Here is a 21,262-nt window from a genome sequence, read left to right as displayed (position 1 = left end):
GCGCGTCTTGGCGTTTCTACATAATTCGGGCGTCGCGAGGCGCCCCCGGTTGCAATGGTGCCGTTCGGGTCCGACATAGGGCTCGCTGGTCGGGCGCGTTTCGGCGGTTCTGTGCGAATCGGACATTCGCAGCGCCCCCGGACTCAAGGGTGCCCTGCGGGTGTGACATCTCCGGGCGGCCGGGGCCGCTCGGCCGCCTGATTTCCAGGCGGCCGGGGTCGCTCGGCCGCCTATTTCGCGGTGAGGACGATCTTGCCGAAGTGGCCGCCCGCGCCCATGAGGCGGTGCGCTTCCGCGGCTTCGGCGAGCGGGATCCTGGTGGTGACGACGGGTTCGATCTCGCCGGAGTCGAGTGCGGGCCAGACGCGTTCGAAGGCTTCGGCGAGGATCTGGCGGCGCTGTTCGAGCGGGCGGGCCCGGAGGGTGGTGCCGGTGATCGTGGCGCGCTTGGCGAGGAGGCCGCCGAGGTGGATCTGGGCGTTGGTGCCCTGCTGGAGGCCGATGATCGCGAGGCGGCCGTCCTGGGCGAGGGCCTTGAGGTTGGGCTCGAAGTAGGCCGCGCCGATGACGTCGAGGATGGCGTCCGCGCCGCCCGCTTCCATGGCGAGGGCGGCGAAGTCCTCGTTGCGGTAGTCGATGACGCGGTCGGCGCCGAGCGCCTGGAGGCGCTGCGCCCATTCGGCGCGCGCGGTCGTCCAGACCTCCGCTCCGGCGAGCTGCTTCGCGAACTGGACCGCGAAGGTGCCGATGCCGCCCGCGCCGCCGTGGACGAGGACGCGCCGCTTGCGGTCGGCGGCGGGGGTGTCGAGGAGGTATCCCAGGTTGGAGTAGACGGTGGCGGCGACCTCGGGCAGCGCGGCCGCGTCGACGAGGTCGACCTTCTCGGGCTTGGGGAGCACGAGTCCGGCGTCCACGGTGACGTACTGGGCGTAGCCGCCGCCGGGGAGCAGGGCGCAGACCTCGGCGCCGAGGAAGGTGGCGTTGTCGTCGCTGCCGACGTTGACGATCGTGCCGGAGACCTCGAGTCCGGGCCAGGCGGGCGCACCGGGCGGGCTCGGGTAGTGGCCGGCGACTTGGAGGAGGTCGGCGCGGTTGACGCCGGCGGCGGCGACCTCGATGAGCACTTCATCGGGGCCGGGCGCGGGTTCGGGCACCTGGGCGGCGGCGAGGCGGCCGTCCGCGGCGGTCATGGCAAGCATCTCCGCATAGTAGGACTCGCGTTGGAGCCTCTGGCGCGATACCCGTCAGTACGTCACGTTAGTCCCATTTGGATTTTTGAGATCCCTTGTGCTGCAATGGATTAGGGATTCTCGCTCGAGTGTCCAGGGAAGAGGTGCGCTTCGGGGTCGATCGCGACGGCAGCGTTGTTGACCGCCGTGGCGGCCTCGCCGAAGCCGGTCGCGATGAGCTTGACCTTGCCCGGGTATGACGCGATGTCGCCCGCGGCGTAGACGCGCGGCAGATTGGTGGCCATCGTGGAGTCCACGGCGATGCTGCGCCGGTCGAGCTCGAGGCCCCACTCCCCCAGCGGCCCGAGGTCGGCGGTGAAGCCGAGGGCCGCGACGATCGCATCGGCCGGGAGCTCGCGGACCCCCTCATCTTTGACCTCTATGGACACGCCGTTCACCGTCTCGGTGCCGTGGACGGCGGTGACCTGGGCGTTGACGAGGATCGGCACGCCGAGACCGCGCACCTGGTCCACGGTCGCCTGGTGGGCGCGGAACTTCTCGCGCCGGTGCACGATCACGGTGCTGCGGGCGATGCCGTGGAGGGCGATCGCCCAGTCGAACGCGGAGTCGCCGCCGCCGACGATCACCACGTCCTGCCCTGCGTGGGCGGCCAGTTCGGGGACGAAGTAGACGATCCCCGCGCCGTGGAAGTCCTCGGCGGCCGGGAGCGGCCGGGGCGAGAAGCTGCCGAGGCCGCCGGTGATGAGCACGGCTTCGGCCTCGATGCGCTGGCCGTCGGCGAGTTCGAGGACGGGCTTGCCGTCCGGGTGCGCGAGCTTGCTCGCCTGACGGCCGAGGAGGTACTGCGGTTCGAACGGGGCGGCCTGGCGCAGCAGGCTGTCGACCAGGTCGCGTCCCTTGACCGAGGGGAACCCGGCGACGTCGAGGATCTGCTTCTCGGGGTACATGGCCGTGATCTGGCCGCCCGCTTCGGGAAGCGCGTCGAGGACGACGGTCTTCAGGCCGCGGAACCCCGCGTAGTAGGCGGCGAAGAGGCCGGCGGGACCGGCGCCGACGATCGCGAGGTCGACGGTGAGGACGGGCATTGGCGATCACCGACTCCGTTGTAGGGACACGTCCCGACATCCTAGCGACGCGGCGGCGTCTGCGGGGCTTCGCGAAGCGCGGTGATTCGCAGGGGGCGCCGGCGCGCGCATGACGGCGACTCGCCGTCGGCGCGCCGGCACCCCTGGGCCTCTTCAGTTCAGGCCGTGCGGAAGGGGCCGGTCACCTCGAACGTGATGCCGCCGGAGCTGGAGCCGGAGGTGCCGCGCTGAGACGAGAAGTAGAGGCGGTTCCCGGCCGGGTTGAACGCCGGGCCGGTGATCTCGGAGGAGCCGTGGCCGGAGAGGCGCAGGAACGGCGCGACGATGTCGTCGGGCGTGATGATGCAGATCTCCATGTTGCCGCCGTCCTCGGCGATGAACAGGTCGCCGCTGGCGGCGGCGCCGGTGATGTTGTCGACGCCGGTGAGCGGCGCGCTGGAGGTGAGGTTGTCGTCGTAGGCGATGGCGATCGTGTTGTTCACCGCGTCGTAGGCCCAGACCCGGTTGTCGCCCTTGGTGGTGAAGAAGCAGACGCCGTCGGCGTAGTAGCACCCCTCGCCGCCGTTGAAGCGCTTGGTGTTGGCGACCTGGTTGCGTGTGGCGGTCGGCGAGCCGTCGGGGTCGGGCACGTTCTTCCAGGTGAGGACCCCGCCGGACTCGGTGAGGACCTGCAGCGTGCCGGAGGCGAGGTCGCCCCAGGTGGTGGGCTTGAAGCGGTAGAACGCGCCGTCGGAGACGTCCTCGGTCAGGTAGACGACGCCGCGGTCGGGGTCGCACGCGGCGGCCTCGTGCTTGAAGCGGCCCATGGCGGCCCGCTGTGCGGCGGCGTCGACGCCGAACGGGTCGGTCTCGTAGACGTAGCCGCGGTCGACCTCCTCGCAGGAGAGCCAGGTGTTCCAGGGCGTCGCGCCGCCCGCGCAGTTGGTGCGGGTGTTGCTGAGGATGCGGTAGGCGTCGACGATGTTCCCCGAGGAGTCGAAGCGCAGCGCGCCCGCGCCGCCGCCGGTCGAGAGCTCGGCGTTGGACGTGTAGATCCAGCCGTTCCCGTCGGCGAAGCACGCGCCGCCGTCGGGCGCGCCGTGCCAGGTGTAGGAGGTGCCGGGCACGGTCTGGGAGGAGCGGGCGACGATGCGGGAGGTGAAGCCCTGCGGGAGCAGGACGCCGTTGGCGTCGGCGGACTGGAGGGACCCGTACGGGCTGGGTCCGGTCTGGACGGGGTAGGCCGCGAACGAGGGGCGGGTCATCGTGAAGCCGAAGGCGACGGAGCCGGTGCCGACCACGGCCGCGCGGAGGAGGTTACGACGTTGCATGAGCGGTTCCTTTGCGGGCGAACAGATGGGAGGGATCGCTTGCCCACACACCGTAAGGAATCGAGGCCGTTTCGCGTGGCAACGCGGCGGGACGGGTCGATGATGTCTCGATGACCGGGACGTGAACGTCCCTCGCCGCGCGATGCGGCAGCGCGCCGCATCGCTGCCGCGCACCTCCTCCCACCCCGGCGCTCCCTGGCCGCCACGGCTTCGCGCCGCACCGCTCCTCACCCGGCGCAGCTTCGCGCGGCGGCCCTGCCCGACTCCTGGCCGACTCCTGCCGGACCTCCGGGACTCAGCCGCCGCGCGCCGTCCTCAGCTCGGTTCCAGGACCGCCAGCGGGCTGCCTTGCGCCACAAGGTCTCCCGGGCCCGCTAGGACCTTGAGGACCCGCCCGGCCTGAGGCGCCAGCACAGGGGTCTCCATCTTCATCGCCTCCAGGACGTACAGCGCGTCCCCGGCTCCGACCTCCTGCCCCGGCTCGACCAGGGCCTTCCACACCGCCGCCGCCAGCGGCGCGGCCACCACGGCCCCGCCGGGCGGGGCCGTCACCTCCTCGGTCGCCGCCTGCGGCGGCTCGGCCTCCTGGCGGTCGAACTCGCCCGAGGCCTCCCAGGCTGCGCGCTCAGCCGCGAACGCCTCCGCCTGGCGCGCACGGAAAGCGCCGATGCCCTCTTCGTTGGCGTCGAGGAACCGGCGGTAGTCGGCGTAGCGGAACTCCCCGTCGGCGGTGCGCGGTGTGAACCGGCCCGCGTCCATCTCAGCCCGCAGCTCCCCCAGCTCCTCGGTCCCGACCGGGTACCAGCGGATGCGGTCGAAGAAGCGCAGCAGCCACGGCTTCCCCCCGGTGAACGGGCCGCGCTGGCGGTAGGTGTTCCACACCTGCACGGTGCGGCCCACGAACTGGTAGCCGCCGGGGCCTTCCATGCCGTAGACGCACAGATACGCGCCGCCGATGCCGACCGCGTTCTGCGGCGTCCACGTGCGCGCCGGGTTGTACTTGGTGGTGACGAGCCGGTGCCTCGGGTCGAGCGGGGTCGCGACGGGCGCGCCGAGGTAGACGTCGCCGAGGCCGAGCACCATGTATTCCGCGTCGAAGACCGTGCGGTAGACGTCGTCCACCGAGTCGAGGCCGTTCATGCGGCGGATGAACTCGATGTTCCACGGGCACCACGGCGCGTCGTCCCGCACGCCGTTCATGTACCGGTCGATGGCCTCCCGGGTGGCCGGATCGTCCCAGGACAGAGGCAGCCACACTTCGCGGCTCGGCACGGCGAGGTCTTCCGTGGAAGGCAGTGTCGCTTCGATTTCTGTCAGCCGATCGACGAGTGCGGACTGGCTGAGTCGGGCCGGATCGAAGTGGACCTGGAGGCTTCGCACTCCGGGAGTCAGGTCGAGCAGCACTTCGTCGCCGAGGCTCGCGGCGACGGCTTCGGCCAGGGCGTGCACGCGCATCCGCAGGGCCAGGTCGAGGAGGTTGGGCCCGTACTCGATCAGGAGGTTGTCGTCGCCCGAGCGGCGGTAGGCGACGGCCGGGGCGTCCGGTCCGGCCGCGATCCGGGCCAGGACGCCGCCGTCGGCGACCGGGGCGCGGTCGGGGGCCGGGGCGAGCGCCGGGTTCCGTCGCGCGTTCGGGACGCCCGCGTCGCTGACGGGCACGAAGCGCACGGTGTCCCCCGGCCGCAGCTGCCCGAGCCGCCAGCGGTGCGCCTTGATCACCGTCGCTGGGCAGACGAACCCGCCCAGGCTCGGCCCGTCCGGCCCGAGCAGGACCGGCATGTCCCCGGTGAAGTCGACCGCTCCGATCGCGTAGGCGTTGTCGTGGAGGTTCGACGGGTGCAGGCCCGCCTCGCCGCCGTCCGGGCGGGCCCAGCGCGGCTTCGGGCCGGTGAGGCGCACCCCGGTGCGGGCGGAGTTGAAATGGACTTCCCAACGGGCGCTGTAGAAGTCGTCCATGTCCTCGCGGGTGAAGAACTCGGGGGCGGCGTGCGGGCCTTCGACGACCGGCAGCTCCCACACGTTCGTGAACGCCGGCCGGTCCGCTTCGGGCACGGGGGCCGGCGTCCCGGGCCCGGCCGGTGCGGCGCGCAGGACGTCGCCGGGTTTGAGCGCGGCCCCGGTGAGGCCGCCGATCCCGCCGAGGGTGAACGTGGCGGCCGAGCCGAGATAGTGCGGCACGTCGAGGCCGCCGCGCACGAGCAGGTAGGTGCGGATGCCCGCGGTCTCGGGAGCGCCCACCGCGAGTTCGGCTCCAGCGGGGACGTCGAACGGCTCCCATTGCGGCGCAGGCGCACCGGCCACCGTGATCGGGGCCGGGGCGCCGGTCACGCACACCGTCGTTCCGTGGCTGAACCGCAGTGTCGGCCCCTGCGCGACGCATTCGAGGCCGGGGGCGCCCTCGGGGTTGCCGAGGGCGCGGTTCCCGAGGCGGAACGACAGGTCGTCCATGGGGCCCGAGGGCGGCAGGCCGACCTGCCAGTAGCCCGTGCGGCCGGGCCAGTCCTGGATCGTGGTCTGCGTCCCGGCGGCGAGGACGTCGATGCGCGGGCGCGGGTCGGGGACGTCGGCGAGGGTCGCGGTGGTGTGCCGCGCGGCCGCGAAGTCGGGGTGGGCGAGGGCCGCGGCGAGCTGCCCCTGGTTGGTCTCGACCCCCGCGATCCGCAGCTCGCCCAAGGCGTTCGCGGCGGTGGCGACGGCGTCGGCGCGGGTGGGGCCGTGACTGATGAGCTTGGCGATCATCGGGTCGTAGTGCGGTCCGACCTCGGTCCCGGCCTCGATCCAGGTGTCGGCGCGGACGCCTCCGGGGAGCGCGAGGTGCGTGATCGTGCCGGTGGAGGGCCGGTGGCCCTGGGCGGGGTCCTCGGCGTACAGGCGGGTCTGCACGGCGTGGCCGCTCGCCCGCAGCGGGCGGCGCATCGGGGCGGCGTCCCCTTGGGCGAGGCGGAGCATCCATTCGACGAGGTCGACGCCGAAGACCGCCTCGGTGACGGGGTGCTCGACCTGGAGGCGGGTGTTGACCTCCAGGAACGCGACCTCCTCGCGTTCGGTGTCGTACAGGAACTCCACGGTGCCCGCGGAGCGGTAGCGCACGTCGGCGCAGAGCCGTTGCGCCGCTTGCTGGTAGCGCTCGCGAAGGCGGGCCGGGACGTCGGGTGCGGGGGCCTCTTCGACCACTTTCTGGTTGCGGCGCTGGAGGGTGCAGTCGCGGTCGCCGAGGACCGCCACCTCGCCGAGGCCGTCGCCGAAGACCTGCGCCTCGACGTGCCGGGCGCGGCGCACGAGGCGTTCGAGGAAGAGCCCGGCGTCGCCGAAGCCGCTCTCGGCGAGGCGCTTGACGCTGTCCCAGGCCTCGCGCAGTTCGGCAGGGTCGGCGGCCGGACGCATGCCGATGCCGCCGCCGCCCCCGGTGGCCTTGAGCATCACGGGGTATCCGATGCGGTCGGCTTCGGCGAGGGCGTGCTCGACGCCGTCGAGCAGCCCGGTCCCGGCCAGGAGCGGGACTCCGGCGGCCTCGGCGGCGGCCCGCGCGGTGTGCTTGGCGCCGAACAGCTCCAGGTGCTCGGGGGCGGGCCCGACGAAGGCGATCCCGGCGTCCTCGACGGCCCGCGCGAAGGCGGCGTTCTCGGAGAGGAAGCCGTAGCCGGGGTGGATCGCGCCCGCGCCGGTCGCGGCGGCGGCTTCGAGGATCCGTTCGGGCCGCAGGTAGGAGTCGGCGGGGGCGGGGCCGCCGATGCGCACCGCCGTGTCGGCGGCGTCCACGTGCGCGGCGGCCCGGTCGGCGTCGGAGTAGACGGCCACGGTCCTCAGGCCCATGCGCTTCGCGGTGGCGATGACGCGCACGGCGATCTCGCCGCGGTTGGCGATCAGGAGGGTGTCGAAGGTCAAGTCAGGACTCCGCTCTCGCCGGGGTGCTCGAGGCGTCGGTCGGCCCGGTGACCGAGACGCGGATCGCGGTGGGGTTGAAGGCGTTGCAGGGGTTGTTGATCTGAGGGCAGTTGGAGATGAGGGCGATGACGTCCCGTTCGGCGCGCAGGGCCACCTCGAGGCCGGGCGCGGAGATGCCGTCGACGATGCCCAGGCAGCCGTCGTCCTCGACGGGCACGTTCATGAACCAGTTGACGTTGCTCGTCATGTCTCGCTTTCCCAGGCCCCATTTCGCACCCTCGTGGAGGAAGTTCTCGACGCACGCGTGCTGCGCCCAGGTCTGGTGCCCGTAGCGGAGGGTGTTGGACTCCTTGGAGCACGCGCCGCCGATGGTGTCGTGGCGGCCGCAGTTGTCGGCGGTGACGCGCGCGAGGGGGCGGTGCTCGACGTCGCGCAGGACCGAGCCGGTGGTCAGGAACAGCGATCCGGCGGCGGCGATCGTGTTCTGGGCGCTGTAGCGCAGGCTCGTGTCGGCGGCGTCGAAGAGGAGGAAGTCGACGGCCTGGTTGCCTTCGAGGTCGGTGATCAGCAGGGTCTGCCCGGCGGCGACGAACCCGGACCAGGGGGCGCGGGGGTCCACGACGGACACAGTGGGCGGTTCGGCGGTCATGCGGCGGCTCCGATCCGGGCGGCGGTGTTGGCGAGGGCGCGGCGGCCTTCGGGGGTGGCGTCCCAGCGGGCGTCGCCGGTTCCTGTCGGGCGCTCGCGCCAGGCGAGGGCGCGGACCGGGCCGACGGTGTAGTCCTCGCGCGGGTCGAGGGCGTGCGGGGTGTTCGCGAGCATGACCAGTAGCGGAGCCTCGGCGAGGAGGCGGACCCTCCTGCCTGGACCGGAGCCCCCCAGCCAGTGGAGACGGCCTTCGGCGTCCGCCTTGAGGCCCTTGAAGAGTGCGACGGTCTGCGGGAGGTCGCGGGCGGTGAGGTCGTGCTTGGCGGCGGCGAGCTTGAGCAGTTCCCGGGCGGCCGGGGTCGGGCCCCAGGGCGTGCCGTCGCCGTAGCGCGCCTCGTTCTGGGCGGCCGTGGGCGCGCCGCAGAACGCGTCGTGGCGGCCGGACTCGTCCATGACCAGGGTCGCCAGCGCGCGGCCCTGGTCGGAGAGCAGGAGGCTGCCCTGGCCGAGGTAGGCGTTCCACTGGACTTTGAGGGTGTCGGCGACGCAGAGCCGCTCCCAGGGACTTCCGGCCCAGGCGAGGGCGAGGTGTACGCAGGCGTCGCCGTCGAGGTCGGTGAGTTCGACGACGGTGCCGGGGGCGAGGGTCTGGTGGGCGTATCCGCCGCCGCCGACGGTCTCGGCCCAGACGAGCTTGTCCGGGTCGATGTCGGCCGGGGTGCCGGGGTGGTCGGCGGCGGGGACCCAGGCGCGTTCGGTGGCCGCTGCGGCGGCTTCTTGGGCGCGGGCGTGGTCGCGGGCGGCGTAGGTGTTGCCCGTGGCTGACGGTTCGGCTTGGGGTGCAGGGGTTTCGGTCATGCGGTCCTCCGCTCCGATCAATTTCTGTCGCTTGATAGAAATTAGCCGCGCAAGGGTTCGGAGCGGTGACTGCCGCGTTTCGGCTTGATTGCCTTGGCCGCACAACCGGTTGTGCCGCTTGTCGTCGGCGGACACGGCGGAGGCCCCCGCGGAACGCGTCCGCGGGGGCCTCCGGCGCGGCTCAGGCCTTCGCGGCCACCGGTTCGCGGACTGCGCCGGGCGCCGCTGCCGCGGTGCGGTAGGCCTTGGCGGGGCGCAGCAGCGCGACCGCCGCGTAGGCGGCGGTCCCCGCGAGGAACGCGATGAAGGTGGACCAGCCGTCGAGGGACGCGGTGAACACGTCGTTCTCGATGTACAGCAGGTCGTTCGGGACGCCGTAGACCGTGGGGGTGAGGGCGAACAGGGTGAGGCGCACGCCGAAGCCCACGGCGATCGCGGCCGCTGCCGAGGCCGCGCCGCCGCGCTTCCACCAGAGCCCCAAGGCGAACGGCACGACCAGGCCCGCGAGCATGAGGTCGAAGGCGAGCGTGAGCAGGATGCCGGTCTGCGGGACCCGCACCGCCACCAGGACGGCGAGGGCGACGATCGGGAACATCGCGATGCGGCTGGCGCGCAGCAGCGGGTCCTTGCCCGCACCGAAGACCTTCAGTTCGGGGAGGCGGCCGCTGTCGGTCTCGCGGATGCCCGCGATGTTGCGGGCGGCGACGGCGCCGGTGCCGAGGATCGCGCCGTTCGCGGTCGAGCAGGAGGCGGCGACGACCGCGGCGAGCACGAGCATGGCGAGCCAGGCGGGCGCGTGGTCCTCCAGGAGCGTGAACAGCACCGCGGAGCCCGCGTCGGGTCCGACGATGTCGACCGCGGAGAGGGCCACGTAGCTGAAGGGGATGCCGATGAGGAGGGTCCCGGCCGCACCGAGGAAGCAGGCGCGGCGGGCGACGGACGGGCTCTTGGCCGAGAAGATGCGCTGCATGAAGTCGATGGCGACGATGTCGCCGACGCCGAGGGCGATGAGGGTCGCCCAGTTGATCGGGGCGCCTTGGGCGGGGTCGGTGAGCTGTCCGAGGTCGAAGGCGCCCATGCCTTCGGGGACCGAGATCCCGTGGGTCAGGGCCACCCAGGTGAACAGGGAGGCGGTGCCGACGACGGTGATGACCATCTGGGCGGCGGCGGTGTAGGAGTCGGAGAACATGCCTCCGGCGACGGTGTACGTCATGACCACGGCGACGATGAGCAGCACGCCGACGGTGTAGTCGATCCCGAGGAAGTGCTCGAACAGGAAGCCGCCCGCGACGAGGTTCCCGGCGAGCAGGAGCACGTAGGCGCCGATCATGGCGACCGAGGCGGACAGTTCGATGCGGCGCCCGTAGCGGCGGGCGTACCAGTCCGGGAGCGTGAGGAGCTTGGCGGCGTTCATGCGCTTGGCGAAGAAGACGCCGGTGAGGATCAGGCAGAGGGCGAGCCCGATGGGCAGGCTCGCCCCTGCCCAGAAGCCGAAGCCGTAGGCGAGGTCCGTGTTGCCGAGGGTGGCGTTGGAGTCGACCGCCTGGGCCATGAGCCCGGCGGCGACGAGCGGGACGCCGAGCGTGCGGCCCGCGACGAGGTAGCGGCCGGAGTCGCCGTCCACTTTCCGGGACACGACCAGGCCAATCACGAGGACGACGACGATTGAGAGCCCTACACCGAGGAGTATCATCGGGCACCTTCCGATCAGATTTCTATCAGTCGATAGAAACTAATCGCCCTGGTATTTCGATCGATTGACAGAATTTATTTCACCGGCATGAACACCCCCGCACAACGGCAACGCGCTGAGGCCCGGCGCGCGCCGGGCACGCGCTCGCCGACCGGATCGGAAGCCCGCGAACTAGACTGGTGCGCGCACACTGGACAGGAAGGCGTACCGATGCCCACCGCAGCGAAGGAGTCCCAGGCGGACCGGCCCAAGCGGCGCGTCGGCCGCCCCCGGGCCGCCCAGGGCCCCGACGGCGGCGCCGCACCCGCCGCCGAGCCCCGCGACCAGATCCTGGCCGCCGCGTCCGAGCTCTTCACCGTCCAGGGCTACACGGCCACCTCCACCCGCGCCATCGCCGCCAGGGCCGGGATGCGCCAGGCCAGCATGTACTACCACTTCCCCAGCAAGGAAGCCCTGCTGAGCAGCCTGTTGGAGACCACCGTGGCCCCGTCCCTCGAATTCGCCGAATGGGCGCTCGCCGAACGGGACGCCTCCGCCGAAGCCCGCCTCTGGGCCCTCGCCCGCATCGACGCCGCGCAGCTCGCCGGGGCCGAGCACAACCTCGGCGCGCTGTACCTGCTTCCCGAAGTGCAGCAGGAGGCCTTCGCGCCGTTCCGGCAGATGCGCGGGCGGCTGCGCGACTCCTACCGGGAGCTCCTCGGCCGCACCGACCCGGCCCGCGACTACCCGCCCGGCGGGCTCGCCGAGCGCGCGCACCTCGTCTTCGGCCTCGTCGAAGGCGTCATCCTCGCCCGCCTCGAGCACGCCCCGGTCGCCGACCCCGCCACCTACTCGGCGGGCGTCGCCGACGGCGTGCTGCGCCTGGCCGGAAGCCGGGACCTCCCCTTCGCGCGCCGCCAGGGCCTGCGGCTCTGCGCCGACTGGATCGGCCGCTCCGAACACCTCCCGAGCTCGACGACGCCGAAGGACCGCGCATGACAACGACTCCCGGCCGGACCGCCCTCATCACCGGCATCACCGGGCAGGACGGCTCGTACCTCACGGAGCTGCTGCTCGCGAAGGGGTACACGGTCCACGGGATCGTCCGGCACGCGTCGTCGCTCCTGGCCAACACCTCCCGCCTCGACGCGGTCTACCAGGACCCGCACGACACCGGTCGCAGGCTCTTCCTCCACAAGGGCGACCTCACCGACGCCGGGATGCTCGGCAACCTCGTCCGGGACGTGCGCCCCGACGAGATCTACAACCTCGCCGCCCAGAGCCACGTGCGCGTCAGCTTCGACCTCCCCGAGTACACCGCGAACGTGACCGCGCTCGGCGCGATCCGGCTCCTGGAGGCCGTGCGCGCCAGCGGGATCGATACCCGGATCTACCAGGCGTCCACTTCGGAGATGTTTGGCCTCACCGCGCCCCCGCAGGACGAGGCCACGCCGTTCCACCCGCGCAGCCCCTACGGCGTCGCGAAGGTCTACGCGCACTGGGCCACCGTGAACTACCGCGAGTCCTACGGCATGTTCGCCGTCAACGGGATCTCCTTCAACCACGAGAGCCCCCGGCGCGGCGAGACGTTCGTGACCCGCAAGATCACCCGCGCCGTCGCCCGCATCGAGGCCGGCCTGGAGCGGAAGGTCTTCCTCGGCAACATGGACGCCGTGCGCGACTGGGGCTACGCGCCCGAGTACGTCGAGGCCATGTGGCTCATGCTCCAGCACGACGAACCGGTCGACTACGTCCTCGCCACCGGCAAGCCCGCCACCGTCCGCGACTTCGCCGAGGCCGCGTTCGGGCACGCGGGGCTCGACTGGCGCGACCACGTCGAGCACGACGAGCGGTACGAGCGGCCCGCCGAGGTCCCCGAGCTCATCGGCAACCCCGCCAAGATCGCGCGCGAGATCGGCTGGAAGGCCAAGGTCCACTGGGACGAGCTCGCGCGGATCATGGTCGACGCCGACCGCAAGGCCCTCTGACGCGGCTACCCTCGGGGCATGACTGATCTCAGCGCTCCGATCGAGCTCAACGACGGCACCGCGATGCCCCGCATCGGCTACGGCACCTACAAGGTCGGCGACGACGAGGCCCAGCAGGCGGTCGAGGCCGCGCTCGCCACCGGCTACCGGCTGATCGACACCGCCGAGATGTACGGCAACGAGGTCGGCGTCGGCCGCGCGGTCAACGGCTCGGGCGTCCCGCGCAGCGAGGTCTTCCTCACCACGAAGGTCTGGAACGACCACCACGGCGCGGACAAGGCGCGCGCCGCGCTCGAGGCCTCGCTGGAGCGCCTGGGCACCGACTACCTCGACCTGTACCTGATCCACTGGCCCTCGCCCAAGCAGGGCCTGTACGCCGAGACCTTCGAGGCCCTGCTCAAGGCCAAGGAGGAGGGCCTGATCCGCTCGGCGGGGGTCTCGAACTTCCTGCCCGAGCACCTCGACGCCGTCCACGACGCCGTCGGCGTGTACCCCTCGGTGAACCAGGTCGAGCTGCACCCGTACTTCAACCAGCCCGAGCTGCGCGCCTGGCAGGCCGAACGCGGCATCGCCACCGAGTCGTGGGGGCCGCTCGGCCAGCGCACCGGCTCGGTCCTCGCCGAACCGGCCGTCACGGCCGCCGCCGAGGCGCACGGGATGAGCCCGGGCCAGGTCGTCATCCGCTGGCACCTGCAACACGGCTGCGTCGTGATCCCCAAGTCCTCCAAGGCGAGCCGTATCGCCGAGAACTTCGAAGTGTTCGGCTTCGCACTGACCGGGGACGAGATGGCGGCGATCGACGCGCTGGAGACCGGGAAGCGCCAGGGCATCGACCCCGGCGGCAACGAGCGCTGAGGAGCGGGGCGGGCGGCCTGGCCGCCCGCCCCGCTTTCCGTTGTGCGCTACTCGAGTGCGACGCCCGCCGCGAGTCGCCGGAGTTCGGCCACGTGCCCGTTGAAGGCGTCCTTCCCGGCGGGGGTGAGGGCGGCCCAGGTGCGGGTGCGGCCCTCCCAAGGGGACTTCTTGACGCTGAGGTATCCGGCGTCCTCGAGGGCCTTGAGCTGTTTGCTGAGGACCGAGTCGGAGACGCCGAGGGCCTCCCGGAGGGCGGCGAACTCGACCTCGTTCATCGCCGAGAGCATCGAGCAGATCCGCAACCGGTTGGGCGCGTGGATGATCTCGTCGAACCGCGCGCTCTCGAACCCTGCTGCGGTCATGAGGCCTCACGCAGCTCGGCCCGGACGACCTTGTCGTAGTGGCGGCCCCAGACGGTGACGGCCGCGGCGACCGCGAGGCCGGTGAGCAGGGCCGTCCAGCGGATCTCCAGGCCGATGCTGAACACCGAGCCCGCGATCGTGATCGCGAGGGTGGCGACCAGCATGGCCGTGGCGCTGCGGCGCGATTTCGGGCCGCCGTCGAATCCGCTCAACCACACGCGGGCTTTGCGGCGGTAGGCGGTCACGAGCAGGTACAGGCCCACGCCGTAGACCGCGAGCACGCCGATCAGGATCGGGAACGCGACGCCGCTCGTCGCGACGGCGACGAGTCCGCCCACGAGGACGCCGAGCACGGGGTGGTACCACCACGGGGTGATGAGGCGGTCGGCCATGTCGGAACGGGACTCGTGCACGGCGGCGAGGGCGGCCTGCGCTTCCTGGGGGGTCAGTTCACTTTCCATGTCGGAAAGTCTAGCGGATGACTTTCCATTACGTCAAGTCGAGACTTTCCATATTGGCAAGTATTTCTCGGCGGGGCGTTTTGCAATCGCCTTCCAACTGAGTAGGCTCGCGCGCATGAGCGAAATGAGCACAGCGATCACCCTGTCCGGCGGGGCCCAGATCCCGCGTTACGGCTACGGCACCTTCAGGATCGAGGACGGCGCCGACGTGCGCGCCGCGGTCGCGACCGCGCTCGAGACGGGCTACCGGCTCGTCGACACCGCCGTGGGCTACAGCAACGAGACCGGTGTCGGCAAGGCGATCAGCCAGTCCGGCGTCGCGCGCGGCGACATCTTCCTCACCAGCAAGACCTGGGACCACGGCTACGACGAGGTCCGCCGCAACCTGAACGAGTCCCTCGAGCGGCTCGGCACCGACTACCTCGACCTGTACCTCCTGCACTGGCCGCGCCCGAAGGTCGACAAGTACGTCGAGTCCTGGCAGGCGCTGCTCGACGCCCGTTCCGAGGGCCTGCTCCGCTCTGCGGGCGTCTCGAACTTCACGATCGACCACCTCGCCCGCTGCGAGGCCGAGACCGGCACGGCCCCCGAGATCAACCAGGTCGAGCTGCACCCGTACTTCAGCCAGCCCGAGCTGCGGGCCTGGCACGACGAGCACGGCGTCGTCACCGAGTCCTGGGGCCCGCTCGCCCTGCGCGGCGGCGGCCTCTTCGACGAGCCCGCCGTCAAGACGGTCGCCGAGGCCCACGGCCGCACCCCGGCGCAGGTCGTCCTGCGCTGGAACCTCCAGCGCGGCAACGTCGTCATCCCCAAGTCGGTGACCCCCGAACGCATCCGCGAGAACTGGCAGGTCCTCGACTTCGCCCTCACCGACGCCGACCTCGCCCAGATCGACGCCCTCGACACCGGCAACCGCCAAGGCGGCGACCCCCTCGAAGTCAACTAGCCCACGCGAAAACGTCGGCGGCACCGGAACCGGTGCCGCCGGCTTCCTCTGTCACTCAAGCTTCGCGCAGCGTTCCTAGAAGGCCATCTCCCAGGCGAAGTTCGGGAGCCCGTCGCCGGGGCACACGACGGGACCTTAAATGATCACGATGGGTGATGACTCAATAGACGGTCACAATCAGCGATTCATCCGATACCGTGGCGAACCGCCCACAGTGCTGCCTGGGTGCGGTCGGCGGCGCCGATGCGGCGCAGGAGATTCGTGACGTGGGTCTTCACGGTCTTCTCCGAGACGCCGAGGGCGCGGGCGATCTGGCGGTTGGTCTGGCCCTTAGCGATCAAGCCGAGGACCTGGCTCTCGCGCGGGGTCAGGGAAGGGGCCGAGGTCGTGCTGCCGTTGCCGTTCATCAAGCCGCGCATGGCGACCGGGGACAGCAGCAGTTGTCCGGAGTGGACGGTTCGGATCGCGCTCGCCAGTGCGTCGGGGTCGATGTCCTTGTACACGAACCCGGCCGCGCCCGCGGTGATGGCGTTCGGGACGCGTTCGGCGTCGGTGGCGGAGGTGAGGACGAGGACGCGCGGGGCGTCCTGGTCCAGGCGTTCGAGCACGCCCTGGCCGTCGAGTCCGGGCATCTTGAGGTCGAGGAGGACCACGTCGGGGCGGGTCTCCTCGATGGCGTGCAAAGCCTCTTCGCCGTCGCCCGCCTCGCCGACGACGGTGAAGTCCGGTTCGAGTTCGAGGTAGCCGCGCAGGCCGCGACGGACGACCGGGTGGTCGTCGACGAGGAGGAGCCGGATCTCAGCCACGGTCGGCCTCCTCGGTCGAGTCGAGTTCGAGGACCACGGCGGTGCCCTCGCCCGGGGCGGTCCTCAGGTCGAGGCCGCCGCCGAGCGCCTTGGCGCGCTCGCGCATCGACAGGAGTCCGAGGCCGCGCGTGGCGGCCTCGTCGGCGTCGAAGCCGTCGCCGTCGTCGGCGATGGTGATGCGCTCGGACTCGACGGTGACGGCGACGCGGCGGGCGCGGGCGTGCCGGAACGCATTGCTCAGGGCTTCTTGGACGAGCCGGAGCACTTCGACCTCGCCGTCCCGCGAGAGGTCCACAGGGGACCTCACTTCGAACGTGACCTCGGTGTCGTGCAGGCGGTCGAGGAGGTTGACGTGCCGCCGCAGGGTCTCGACCAGGCCGTGCGCGTCGAGGTCGGCGGGCCGGAGCTCGACGATTACGGCGCGCAGCTCGGCGATGGCCTCGGCGGCGAGGGTCTCGACCTCGGCGAGGCGGCAAGCGGCGGCCTCGGGGTCGGTCGGGGCGAGCTTGCGGGCGGCGCGCGCGGAGAGCCGCAGGGAGAACAGGCGCTGCATGACCGCGTCGTGGAGTTCGCGGGCGAGCCGGTTGCGCTCCTCGACCACGGTGAGCTCGCGGCTGCGCTCGTACAGCCGGGCGTTGGTGATCGCGATGGCCGCGTGCGAGGCGAGCAGCTCGATCAGCTCGGTGTCGGCCTCGCTGAACCCGGGCTTGCCGAGGTCGTTGGTGAGCACGACGATGCCGAGGGTCCGCCCGCACTCCTGGATCGGGACGCCCAGCAGCGCGGCCATGCTCGGGTGCGCCTTCGGCCACCACTGGAAGCGCGGGTCGCGGCGCAGGTCGTCGAGGCGGATCGGCTCGCTCTCGGCGAGGATCGCGGCGAGCATCCCGTGCTGGCGCGGCAGCGGCCCGATCTCGAGCCGCTGCTCCTCGCCGATGCCGTCGGTGATGAACTCGGCGAACCCGCCTTCGTCGTCGGGGATGCCGATGGCGGCGTAGTCGGCCCCGACGAGGCGCCGGGCCGAGGAGACGATCACCTCGAGCACCTGGTGCACGGACAGGTGCCGGGTGATCGCGCCGACGGCGGCCGACACCTCGTGCAGCAGCGCGGTCGGATCAGAAGAGGCGGTCACGCTGCCAATCTAGTCGACGCGGCGGCACTCGGGCCTCGGTCGCTGGTCCTAGGACCTGCGCCGCAGTCCTGACCGCGACCTCGGCCCGATGCGCCCGGCCCGCGCCGGAAATAGCGTGAGGCCATGAGTGAAGCACAGCTGCCGCAAGTGGACGACCGCACCGCCATCGTCACGGGGGCCTCCGCCGGGCTCGGCGAGGCCCTCGCCGAGCGCCTGGCCGCCTCCGGCTGGAACCTGATCCTCACCGCCCGCGGCGAGGAGCGGCTCAAACGCGTCGCCGAACGCCTCGGCGCCGCCTACCTGGCCGGGGACGTCACCGACGCCGTGCACCGCCGGGAGCTCGTCGCCATGGCCCAAGGCAGGCTCGACCTCCTCGTCAACAACGCCTCGACACTGGGTGAAGTTCCGCTGCCGCTGCTCGCGGAAGCGGACCTGACGGCGTGGCCGCGCCTGTTCGAGATGAACGTCTGGGCTCCGATCGCCTTGGCGCAGCTCGCACTGCCGTCCCTGCGGGAGCGCGGCGGCGCGATCGTCAACATCTCCTCCGACGCCGCGACCGGCCCGTACGCGACGTGGGGCCCGTACGGGTCGACGAAGGCCGCGCTCGACCAGCTGTCGAACGTGCTCGCCGCGGAGGAGCCGGCCATCGCCGTCTGGGCGCTCGACCCCGGCGAGATGTCCACCGCGATGCTCGCCGACGCGGTCGGCGAGGCCGACGCCGCCGAGGCCGACCCGCCCGCGCTGGCCGCCGCGGCGATCTACTCGCTCGTGGGCGCCCGCTGGTGCACCTGCGAGTGGAAAGCCCCCGAGAGCGGCCGGTACGCCGCCCGCGACTTCGACAAGCTGCACAACCACACCCATGAGGAGGCCAGGGCGTGAGCACCACATTGACCTCCCCCTTCGACTTCGCCCTGGACGCCGCCCTGGAGGCGGTCGAACCCGCCGAGACGCGCGGGACCGCCCGCTCCGACGTGCGGCTCCTGGTGTCTGACAAGGCCACTGGCGAGATCCGCCACCGCAGTTTCGACGACCTCCCCGCGCTCGTCCGCCCCGGCGACCTGCTCGTGGTCAACAACTCGGCGACCCTTCCGGCGGCCGTGCCGACCCGGCAGGGCCTGCGCGTCCACTTCTCCTCGACGCGGCCCGACGGGTCGTGGCTGGTGGAGCTGCGCGACCGCGGCAAGCCGTTCCTCGGCGAGGTGCCCGGCCGGACCGTCGACCTCCCGGGCAAGACGGCGCTGCGGCTGGAGCGGCGCTTCGGTAAGCGGCTGTGGGTGACCCGGCCGCCGGTCGAGTCGGTACCGGACTACCTGGCCCGGTACGGCAGGCCGATCCGGTACTCCTACGTCGACCGCGACTGGCCGCTGCACGCCTACCAGACCGCGTTCGCCACGGTACCCGGCTCGGCCGAGATGCCCAGCGCGGCAAGGCCGTTCACGCCCGAGATCGTCACCCGCCTGGTCTCGGCCGGGGTCGGGATCGCCCCGATCACGCTGCACACGGGGGTCGCCTCGCTCGAGAGCGACGAGGACCCGTACCCCGAGTGGTTCGAGGTCGGCGAGTACACGGCCCGGAACGTCAACGCCGCCAAGGCGTCCGGCGGCCGCGTCATCGCCGTCGGCACCACCGCGGTGCGGGCGCTGGAGAGCGCGGTCGTCGACGGCGCTGTCGTCGCCGCCTCCGGCCACACCGACCGCATCATCTCCCCCGCCAACCCGGTCCAGGTCGTCGACGGCCTCCTCACCGGCTTCCACGAGCCCCGCTCCACGCACCTCTCGATGCTGGAGGCCGTCGTCGACACCGGCCTCCTCCGCGACTCCTACGCCGCCGCGATCGAGTCGCGCTACCTCTGGCACGAGTTCGGCGACGTCCACCTCATCGCGTGAACCGCGATGTGCGGCGGCTGTGGTCGGCCGCGGCCTGCCTCTCGGCGGCGTTCTGGATGCTGCAGATCAGCGTCGCGCTCCACGTCCTCGACGCCGCCGGGACGGCGGCCCTGGCCGCCGTCCAACTCGCCGGAGTCCTGCCCGCGCTGCTGCTCACACCGGTGGCGGGTCTGGCCGCCGACCGGGCGCGGCTGCGGCCGCTCCTGCTGTGGACGGTGGCCGCGCAGGCGGTCGCGGTCGCCGGGATGGCCGTCGGCGCTTCGGCCGGGAACCTGGTCGTCCTCGCGGGTTGCTATGCGGCGCAGAGCATCGCGATGGCGTTCTGGCCCGCGGCCCGGCAGCAGTGGCTGTACGGGCTCGTCGCGCCCGAGGAGCGGCAGCAGGCGAACGCGGCGTTCGGCTCGCTCGGCGGGATCATGACGATCGTCGGCGCGATCGGTGCGGGCCTGGTGTCCGCGTGGTCGCCCGTCGCGGCGATCGGTGGCGCGGCCGCGCTCATCGCCTGCGGCGCGGTGGTCCTGTCGCAGGTCCGGGCGACTGGTCCGGCCGCGGCCCCGGACGGCGAACGCGTCGGCGCCCGGCTGCGGTCGTTCGCGACCGGCCTGCGCGAGGGGTTCGGCGCGACCCGCCGTTACCCGCTCGCCCGGTCGGTGATCTGGATCGGCATCGCCTGGGGCTTCATCGGCGGCGGCTACACGGTCATGCTCAGCGGCCACGTCGTCGACGGCCTCGGCGGCGACGCCGCGACCGTCGCGCTCGTGTTCGCCTGCGACGGGGTCGCCGTCCTCGCCGGCACGGTCATCGCGAGCCGCCTCCCCCGCTCGACGCACCTGCCGGTGTGGGCCGCCTGCTATGCGGCGCAAGGACTCGCATGGGCGGGCTTCTTCGCCGCACCGGGTCTGGCCGGGGCCTTGACGTGCCTGGTCGCCATGCGCCTCGCGAGCGGGTGCGTCATCGCGCTCGACACGACGATCCTCCTGGACACCGTCCCTGCGGAGCTCCGCGGCCGGGTCACCTCCATCCACGTGACCACCTACAACGCCACCGCCCGCCTCTCGCTGGCCGCGCTCGGCACGGCCCTCGGATGGTTCTCCCTGAGCGCCTTGGGCATCGCCGCAGGCCTTCTCGCAACAGCGACCGGATTCGCCTGGTGGTTCCTGGCAGGCCGCCGCTCCCAGACGGTGTACATCACAGCTGATGCGGGCGGAGTGTCGTTGCAACGCAGCGGGTCCCATCGAACCTAAGTTGGATTCGTGGTCACCTACGAACATGAGACACCGCTGAGGTTGTTGCAGGACAACCCAAAGCTCGCCACCGAGCTGTATTGCGACCTGCTCGGCCAGCGACTCCCCGATTACACCGAAGTCCGCCCCGGGTCGGAGGCGATCACGCGCCTCGACCGTCCAGACAAGGAGGATTGCGACGGTGTCGAGGTCTACTACCTCGGTGAGGAACCCGTGTTCGCGCTGGTCTACGAGATGCAGCGCCAGCCGGACGACGACAAGTCCTTCGTCTGGCCCGATTACCTCATCTCGATCCGCACCCAGTTGCGCTGCCCGGTCGCGCTTGTCGTCATCTGCCCCAACGAGCGCACGGCCCGCTGGGCAGCCCAGCCCATCGAAACCGGCCATCTGGCATTCACGCTGGTGCCGTTCGTCATCGGCCCCGATCTCATCCCAGTCGTCACTTCCGCCGAGCAGGTTCGGGGAGTCGAGCAGATGGCGTTGCTCTCCTGCATGACCCACGGCGACGGCGAGCACGGCGAGGCGGTGATGGCGGCGCTCTATGAAGCGCTGTGGATCCTGCCGGAGCACCTACGACAGAAGTACACTCGAATTGCCAACCGCGTCCTTTCAGAAAAGGCGTTGGAACGACTGGAGGCACTGGTGAAGACGGACACCAACGAAGAACGCAAGGCCAGTTTCATCGACGAGCTCGAAGCGAAGGGCGAGGCCAAGGGCCATGCCGAGATGCTGCTGCTGATCCTCGACCAGCGGGGGATCGAGATCGACGGCGCCGAGCGCGAGCGCATCACCTCCTGCACCGACCTCGAGCAGCTCCAGTATTGGGCTGCCAGGGCGTTCCAAGTCGACTCGGCAGAGCGGTTGTTCAGCTAGCAGTGCCAGCCGAAGGCCGTCCCGCGTCGCGGGGCGGCCTTCGCGTGCGTGTGGCGGCAGTACG

General features: G+C 71.7%; 19 protein-coding genes. 8 read left to right on the top strand and 11 right to left on the bottom strand.

Annotation, left to right across the window (positions count from 1 at the left end):
* Positions 1-230: 230 nt before the first annotated feature.
* From ACGGCP_RS11505 to ACGGCP_RS11475, 7 genes are all read right to left on the bottom strand, one after another.
* Positions 231-1,199 (bottom strand): NAD(P)H-quinone oxidoreductase, encoded by a 969-nt coding sequence (locus ACGGCP_RS11505; RefSeq protein WP_392964441.1) that lies wholly within the window; start codon positions 1,197-1,199, stop codon positions 231-233.
* Between the two features lie 101 nt (positions 1,200-1,300).
* Complete coding sequence (locus tag ACGGCP_RS11500) at positions 1,301-2,275, bottom strand: NAD(P)/FAD-dependent oxidoreductase (protein WP_392964439.1); 975 nt, start codon at positions 2,273-2,275, stop codon at positions 1,301-1,303.
* A 158-nt stretch (positions 2,276-2,433) separates the two neighbouring features.
* The gene (locus ACGGCP_RS11495) at positions 2,434-3,585 is read right to left on the bottom strand and encodes an alkaline phosphatase PhoX (protein ID WP_392964436.1); all 1,152 of its coding nucleotides are present in this window, start codon (positions 3,583-3,585) and stop codon (positions 2,434-2,436) included.
* Positions 3,586-3,900: 315 nt separating this feature from the next.
* Positions 3,901-7,470 carry an urea carboxylase gene (uca, locus tag ACGGCP_RS11490; protein WP_392964434.1) on the bottom strand — a complete coding sequence of 1,190 codons (3,570 nt, stop codon included), beginning with the start codon at positions 7,468-7,470 and terminating at the stop codon, positions 3,901-3,903.
* 1 nt (position 7,471) lies between these two features.
* A complete protein-coding gene (locus ACGGCP_RS11485) occupies positions 7,472-8,119 on the bottom strand; it encodes an urea amidolyase associated protein UAAP2 (RefSeq protein ID WP_392964430.1) in 648 nt (215 codons plus the stop codon).
* Positions 8,116-8,976 (bottom strand): urea amidolyase associated protein UAAP1, encoded by an 861-nt coding sequence (locus tag ACGGCP_RS11480; RefSeq protein ID WP_392964427.1) that lies wholly within the window; start codon positions 8,974-8,976, stop codon positions 8,116-8,118. Before ACGGCP_RS11480 ends, ACGGCP_RS11485 begins: the two co-directional genes overlap by 4 nt.
* A 181-nt stretch (positions 8,977-9,157) precedes the next feature.
* Positions 9,158-10,669 carry a sodium:solute symporter family protein gene (locus tag ACGGCP_RS11475; protein ID WP_392964425.1) on the bottom strand — a complete coding sequence of 504 codons (1,512 nt, stop codon included), beginning with the start codon at positions 10,667-10,669 and terminating at the stop codon, positions 9,158-9,160.
* A gap of 210 nt (positions 10,670-10,879) precedes the next feature.
* Here ACGGCP_RS11475 and ACGGCP_RS11470 point away from each other — a divergent pair, with 210 nt between their 5' ends.
* From ACGGCP_RS11470 to ACGGCP_RS11460, 3 genes are read left to right on the top strand one after another with little or no spacing between them, the layout of a single operon-like run.
* A complete protein-coding gene (locus tag ACGGCP_RS11470; protein ID WP_392964422.1) occupies positions 10,880-11,647 on the top strand; it encodes a TetR/AcrR family transcriptional regulator in 768 nt (255 codons plus the stop codon).
* Positions 11,644-12,636, top strand: a complete 993-nt coding sequence (gene gmd, locus ACGGCP_RS11465; RefSeq protein WP_392964418.1) for a GDP-mannose 4,6-dehydratase — start codon at positions 11,644-11,646, stop codon at positions 12,634-12,636. The genes ACGGCP_RS11470 and gmd overlap by 4 nt, the downstream gene beginning before the upstream one ends.
* 18 nt (positions 12,637-12,654) lie before the next feature.
* Complete coding sequence (locus ACGGCP_RS11460; RefSeq protein WP_392964415.1) at positions 12,655-13,491, top strand: aldo/keto reductase; 837 nt, start codon at positions 12,655-12,657, stop codon at positions 13,489-13,491.
* 47 nt (positions 13,492-13,538) lie between these two features.
* Here ACGGCP_RS11460 and ACGGCP_RS11455 read toward each other — a convergent pair whose 3' ends face one another.
* Entirely contained in the window at positions 13,539-13,853 is a 315-nt protein-coding gene (locus ACGGCP_RS11455; protein WP_392964412.1) for a transcriptional regulator, read from the bottom strand.
* Positions 13,850-14,314 (bottom strand): hypothetical protein, encoded by a 465-nt coding sequence (locus ACGGCP_RS11450; RefSeq protein WP_392964410.1) that lies wholly within the window; start codon positions 14,312-14,314, stop codon positions 13,850-13,852. Before ACGGCP_RS11450 ends, ACGGCP_RS11455 begins: the two co-directional genes overlap by 4 nt.
* Before the next feature lie 115 nt (positions 14,315-14,429).
* On the opposite strand from ACGGCP_RS11450, the gene ACGGCP_RS11445 reads away from it, so the two are divergent.
* Positions 14,430-15,260, top strand: coding sequence for an aldo/keto reductase (locus ACGGCP_RS11445; protein WP_392964408.1), 831 nt, complete (start codon positions 14,430-14,432; stop codon positions 15,258-15,260).
* A 185-nt stretch (positions 15,261-15,445) separates the two neighbouring features.
* On the opposite strand, the gene ACGGCP_RS11440 is transcribed toward ACGGCP_RS11445, so the two are convergent.
* Together ACGGCP_RS11440 and ACGGCP_RS11435 are read right to left on the bottom strand one after the other, a co-directional pair.
* Positions 15,446-16,066: a response regulator gene (locus ACGGCP_RS11440; RefSeq protein WP_392964405.1), complete on the bottom strand. Its 621-nt coding sequence runs from the start codon at positions 16,064-16,066 to the stop codon at positions 15,446-15,448.
* Positions 16,059-17,204, bottom strand: a complete 1,146-nt coding sequence (locus ACGGCP_RS11435; RefSeq protein WP_392965088.1) for a GAF domain-containing protein — start codon at positions 17,202-17,204, stop codon at positions 16,059-16,061. Before ACGGCP_RS11435 ends, ACGGCP_RS11440 begins: the two co-directional genes overlap by 8 nt.
* A 114-nt stretch (positions 17,205-17,318) precedes the next feature.
* Here ACGGCP_RS11435 and ACGGCP_RS11430 point away from each other — a divergent pair, with 114 nt between their 5' ends.
* Genes ACGGCP_RS11430 through ACGGCP_RS11415 form a run of 4 tightly spaced genes read left to right on the top strand, consistent with a single transcriptional unit; the run spans position 17,319 to position 21,198 of the window.
* The gene (locus ACGGCP_RS11430) at positions 17,319-18,074 is read left to right on the top strand and encodes an SDR family oxidoreductase (protein WP_392964402.1); all 756 of its coding nucleotides are present in this window, start codon (positions 17,319-17,321) and stop codon (positions 18,072-18,074) included.
* Complete coding sequence (locus ACGGCP_RS11425) at positions 18,071-19,081, top strand: S-adenosylmethionine:tRNA ribosyltransferase-isomerase (RefSeq protein WP_392964399.1); 1,011 nt, start codon at positions 18,071-18,073, stop codon at positions 19,079-19,081. Before ACGGCP_RS11430 ends, ACGGCP_RS11425 begins: the two co-directional genes overlap by 4 nt.
* Entirely contained in the window at positions 19,078-20,325 is a 1,248-nt protein-coding gene (locus ACGGCP_RS11420; protein ID WP_392964397.1) for an MFS transporter, read from the top strand. The genes ACGGCP_RS11425 and ACGGCP_RS11420 overlap by 4 nt, the downstream gene beginning before the upstream one ends.
* 9 nt (positions 20,326-20,334) lie before the next feature.
* A complete protein-coding gene (locus ACGGCP_RS11415; RefSeq protein WP_392964394.1) occupies positions 20,335-21,198 on the top strand; it encodes a hypothetical protein in 864 nt (287 codons plus the stop codon).
* Positions 21,199-21,262 lie beyond the last annotated feature (64 nt).

The organism is Glycomyces sp. NPDC048151, assembly GCF_043202775.1.
Classification (GTDB): domain Bacteria; phylum Actinomycetota; class Actinomycetes; order Mycobacteriales; family Micromonosporaceae; genus Glycomyces.
The sequence above is the reverse complement of the archived record's forward strand: the minus strand, read 5'-3'. Positions and strand labels throughout refer to the sequence as shown.

Coding starts and splice junctions, on each gene's coding strand:
- ACGGCP_RS11505 (WP_392964441.1), bottom strand. CDS start 1,199: ATGCTTGCCATGACCGCCGCGGACGGCCGCCTCGCCGCCGCCCAGGTG.
- ACGGCP_RS11500 (WP_392964439.1), bottom strand. CDS start 2,275: ATGCCCGTCCTCACCGTCGACCTCGCGATCGTCGGCGCCGGTCCCGCC.
- ACGGCP_RS11495 (WP_392964436.1), bottom strand. CDS start 3,585: ATGCAACGTCGTAACCTCCTCCGCGCGGCCGTGGTCGGCACCGGCTCC.
- ACGGCP_RS11485 (WP_392964430.1), bottom strand. CDS start 8,119: ATGACCGCCGAACCGCCCACTGTGTCCGTCGTGGACCCCCGCGCCCCC.
- ACGGCP_RS11480 (WP_392964427.1), bottom strand. CDS start 8,976: ATGACCGAAACCCCTGCACCCCAAGCCGAACCGTCAGCCACGGGCAAC.
- ACGGCP_RS11475 (WP_392964425.1), bottom strand. CDS start 10,669: ATGATACTCCTCGGTGTAGGGCTCTCAATCGTCGTCGTCCTCGTGATT.
- ACGGCP_RS11470 (WP_392964422.1), top strand. CDS start 10,880: ATGCCCACCGCAGCGAAGGAGTCCCAGGCGGACCGGCCCAAGCGGCGC.
- gmd (WP_392964418.1), top strand. CDS start 11,644: ATGACAACGACTCCCGGCCGGACCGCCCTCATCACCGGCATCACCGGG.
- ACGGCP_RS11460 (WP_392964415.1), top strand. CDS start 12,655: ATGACTGATCTCAGCGCTCCGATCGAGCTCAACGACGGCACCGCGATG.
- ACGGCP_RS11455 (WP_392964412.1), bottom strand. CDS start 13,853: ATGACCGCAGCAGGGTTCGAGAGCGCGCGGTTCGACGAGATCATCCAC.
- ACGGCP_RS11450 (WP_392964410.1), bottom strand. CDS start 14,314: ATGGAAAGTGAACTGACCCCCCAGGAAGCGCAGGCCGCCCTCGCCGCC.
- ACGGCP_RS11445 (WP_392964408.1), top strand. CDS start 14,430: ATGAGCGAAATGAGCACAGCGATCACCCTGTCCGGCGGGGCCCAGATC.
- ACGGCP_RS11430 (WP_392964402.1), top strand. CDS start 17,319: ATGAGTGAAGCACAGCTGCCGCAAGTGGACGACCGCACCGCCATCGTC.